The sequence below is a fragment of the uncultured Paraglaciecola sp. genome (assembly GCF_913058035.1).
Lineage (GTDB): Bacteria > Pseudomonadota > Gammaproteobacteria > Enterobacterales > Alteromonadaceae > Paraglaciecola.
The window spans coordinates 1-4,108 of sequence record NZ_CAJXPA010000276.1 but is presented as its reverse complement, the minus strand read 5'-3'; the positions used below and the strand labels follow the sequence as shown (position 1 = coordinate 4,108).

3 protein-coding genes and 1 riboswitch are annotated in these 4,108 nt (G+C 41.2%); all 3 genes read right to left on the bottom strand.

The features are described 5' to 3' along the window. Window positions 1-42: 42 nt before the first annotated feature. Window positions 43-651, bottom strand: coding sequence for a thiamine ABC transporter substrate-binding protein (locus QZ562_RS20070; RefSeq protein ID WP_293764275.1), 609 nt, complete (start codon window positions 649-651; stop codon window positions 43-45). 45 nt (window positions 652-696) lie between these two features. Next, window positions 697-816, bottom strand: a riboswitch (TPP riboswitch). Window positions 817-1,141: 325 nt separating this feature from the next. Beyond that, window positions 1,142-2,182 (bottom strand): glycosyl hydrolase family 17, encoded by a 1,041-nt coding sequence (locus QZ562_RS20065; RefSeq protein ID WP_293764272.1) that lies wholly within the window; start codon window positions 2,180-2,182, stop codon window positions 1,142-1,144. A 246-nt stretch (window positions 2,183-2,428) separates the two neighbouring features. Then, window positions 2,429-3,931 carry an NADP-dependent phosphogluconate dehydrogenase gene (gndA, locus tag QZ562_RS20060; protein ID WP_293764269.1) on the bottom strand — a complete coding sequence of 501 codons (1,503 nt, stop codon included), beginning with the start codon at window positions 3,929-3,931 and terminating at the stop codon, window positions 2,429-2,431. Between the last annotated feature and the right edge of the window lie 177 nt (window positions 3,932-4,108).

Here is a 4,108-nt window from a genome sequence, read left to right as displayed (position 1 = left end):
CCTCGCAACATGTTTCTTGAGGAAAAGACCATTATCTACATCTCAGCCTTTGCTGACGGTTATGATTCGTGGAGATAGTTTCTTCCAAGCCTCATCGGACTTATCTCCATAGACTTTTTTGATCCAAAGCAACAAGCCCAAACCTGGCGTGCTGGTACGTGGGTCTTGAATTAAGACCGTCGGCCCATTGTCATTTTCTACTAAGTCTTTCAGGCTTGAAGGTGGATTTTTCAATAGCTCTGAATTATAAACAAATGCGAAATAACCATAATCATAAGGTAGAAAAGTATCGTCTTTCCATACCTGTGGGAGAGTAGACTTTGTCATTGGCAGCTGGTGTTTTGTAAATAGACCACTCGCTCTAGCGTCAGCCGTCAGGTTGGTATCGATACCTAAAACAACATCAGCATTGGTATTTTTTCCTTCCAATTTAAGACGGTTTAGTAATGAAACACCATCCTCTAAACCAACCAGTGCCAGGGTGCAATTGCAGGTTTCTTCGAATGCTTTTTTAATCTGCGGGCCAGGGCCCCAATCGCTCGTAAACGAATCATAGGTATAAACGGTGAGTGTTGGCTTTGCAGCAAAGCCGGTACTAAAAACAAAAGCGCTAAGCACTAGTGCCGCAGCTATTTTTGATGTGATGGACATTAAAGTCTCCATTAGGTATATAAATAGAGAGATGGGGAGAAATCAACACTAGATTCGCTCACATCCCTACACCAGTACTAACTGGATCAGGTTCATCGGGTTGGTGTTTAAACCTCTCAGCTTTGGCCAGCAATCGCTGGTTGAAGAGCACCCCGTTGAGGATCAATAACTATAGTAGGTGGCGACTGGTAGTGCAAGGATGGAATATTCAGCAACCAGATTGTTTTATTCAAAATATATTGTGTTCCCCAAATAACGTTTCACTCCTGTTGAGGGAGGTAACCCTTGAGGTTGTTGTATTTTTCAGATTTTGAATTGAGTAAATCCTAACCTGATCGCTTTTGAAATTGCCTTAGTCGCTTCGCTGCAAATTTCACATACAGCCTGATTGCATATCCAAATTAATCAGCTTAACTCTGATATATTCTATCCTTATAGAAATTTTCTAAATAAGGTAAGTCAACATGCATTATATTCACACTCTGGTCGTTCAACGCATAGACTTCTTTGGGCTGCGGTCTGATTTATAAAGACCCCAGTGCTTCTCCGCTTTTGCCATCGGGTTTTCACCGTCAAAACCGCCTTTCCAATTTTCATCGAAAGATGAAAAATAAAATGAAACCAGTTTATTTTGATTCACCCAATTATTGTATTGAGTAAAGAAAAACGCTTGTTCATTTTCACCTACCTTACCAACCATAAGCCTGGCTTCATCGTTATTACCTGTACTCACTTTACTGGTAGCCCAGCCGGTTTCGCAAAAGGCTATTTTGTGATCAGGGTGACGACTTTGAATATCCTGATGAATTGACTTAGTCCACTCCAAGCCCTGTTTCAGTTGCTGACTGTTCCATAACGCGTAACCGTGGAGACAAATAAAGTCGAGTTCATCGGCTACCTTCTTTGCGTTGAGCTTATTCCAGAAATTATAATCATCGCTAACGGTCACTGGCTGCTTGATAGCCGCTCGGACTTGCCTGATCTGATCGATCACTTTATCCATGTCGTTGACGCGATGCCATGACCAGTCGACAAAAATCTCATTACCGACATTGACAGCTACAACAATCTGCTTAAAACGATTAGCAAATTCTATTGCTAATCTTATCTGCTCATCATTTTCCTGTTCAGACTTGTGGCCATCCAGCCAGGCACCCAGCATGACTCGTATCGGCAAATTATTATCTTTGATCACTTCTAAGATGTTTTTTGACTGTAAATCAGAACCATATAGCCTGATTAAATTCCAATGTTTTGCAATAATCAGCAAGTCTTCTAGAATATTGTCCTTAGAGGTCAAATTTTGATCAGGACTCTCACCATCACGATAGGCTCCATAAGAAATTCCGTTACCTATCCATCTACCATCCAGCGTGGGATTAAATTCCCGTTTGTTTAACACCTGATCGTCATTGCTTGCGATATTCACACCGCTAAAAGCGGCTACTAAAAACAGCATAACAATCAAAGGGAAACGAACAAAGGAAACCATGGCTTCTTCGATTATGAATTTGTTTTGATTAGGATTCATAATATTTTATACACATGACCTTTTTTCAATCTGAGCTAAAACATACTATCGAGCTGTTTTTAAGTATTGATAATTAACAACAACGGCAATTATTCTAGACCAAACCGCCAGTAATAGATTGAAAGCTAAATCACCCTAATGAAACCTGTTTTGGTAATGGTGACGCTTAGTGATCGGATAAAACTCTAATAGAGTCCAACATTAAGAAATAGCGTCCGGACCCTTTCAATCAACAGCATTAAATCATTACAACTTAATCTGTGGTCGGCCTTCTTCTGGCCAATCTATATGAAAAAACTCGCCGCGTGGTTTATCAATGCGTTCGTAAGTATGTGCACCAAAATAGTCTCGCTGAGCTTGTAACAAATTTTGCGGTAGTAGAGCCGTTCTATAACTATCAAAGTACGCCAAACTAGAGCTGAAAGTAGGAGTAGCAACACCATTTAACGCCGCTGTTGAAACCACATTACGCCAACTACCATCGGCAGCTTCAATAGCCTTAGTGAAATAAGGATCCAACAACAAATTGGCTAGCGTGGGTTCGCGCTCATAGGCTTCAACAATTTTCTGCAAGAAACCTGCACGAATAATGCAACCCCCTCTAAATAGCTGAGCAATTTCAGCGAAATTAAGTGACCAGTTGTATTCTTCTTGTGCGTATCGCATTTGTTGGAAACCTTGCGCATAAGAACAAACTTTTGAACAATAAAGTGCGTCTTCTATGGCATCGATAAAAGCTTGCCTATCACCATCAAATACAATTTTGCGCTGTGCAAATAGGCTAGAAGCAGCCACGCGCTCTGTTTTGATTGCGCTTAAGCAACGGGCAAAAACAGCTTCTGCAATAGTGGGAGCAGGCACTCCCATTTCTAAGGCGTCGGTGCTAGTCCATTTCCCCGTACCTTTCTGTCCTGCTGCATCGAGTACTATATCGACAAATGGAGCACCAGTTTCAGGATCTATTTGTTTTAATATATCCGCTGTAATTTCAATTAAAAAACTATTTAAACGACCTTTGTTCCAATGTTCAAATATCTCACCCATTTCAGCTGGACTGAGTCCTAGCACTGAGCGCATTAAATCATAGGCCTCACAAATCATTTGCATATCACCGTATTCAATACCGTTGTGCACCATTTTTACATAATGGCCAGCACCATTGGGTCCAATGTATGCAGTACAGGGTATGCCTCCTACAATGGGTTTACCGGGAGAGGCCCCCTGTATCTCTTGCCCAGTATCTATGTCCACTTTTGCAGCGATGGCTTCCCAAATAGGTTTTAAATGCTCCCAGGCCTCTCGCGTACCGCCAGGCATTAAACTAGGCCCAAAACGTGCGCCTTCTTCACCGCCGCTAACACCACTTCCGATAAACCGTAATCCTCTAACCGATAAGGCTTGTTCGCGGCGAATGGTATCGGTCCATTTTGCGTTACCACCATCGATTACTATATCGCCAGCATCTAGTAACTCGGCAATTTCTTCAATTACAGCATCAGTAGCAGCGCCAGCCTTAACCATAATGATAATTTTTCTTGGCTTTGATAGTGAGTCAACAAGCGTTCCTAGTGTTGACGTAGCAACCATTCCACCGGGCGTATTGCCATTATTGGCTGCAAACTGTTTAGTTTTACTCTCAGTCCGATTGTATACAGATATTTGAAAACCGTGATCCGCAATATTTAATGCTAGGTTTTGGCCCATTACTGCCAGGCCAATTAAGCCAATATCAGATTTTTTGTTGATCATAGTACCCACTTTTTCGTTAATAACGTTTGATAACACTCCATTACTACTTTATTAATCGATATTGTTGGAGCTTCGTGCCTAGATGTCAAAATAACAAATGTTTTCATAATATTACTCACAAAAATAATACGATGAATACCTTAAATTCAACTGACTGAACATGGCTGATTATAAATA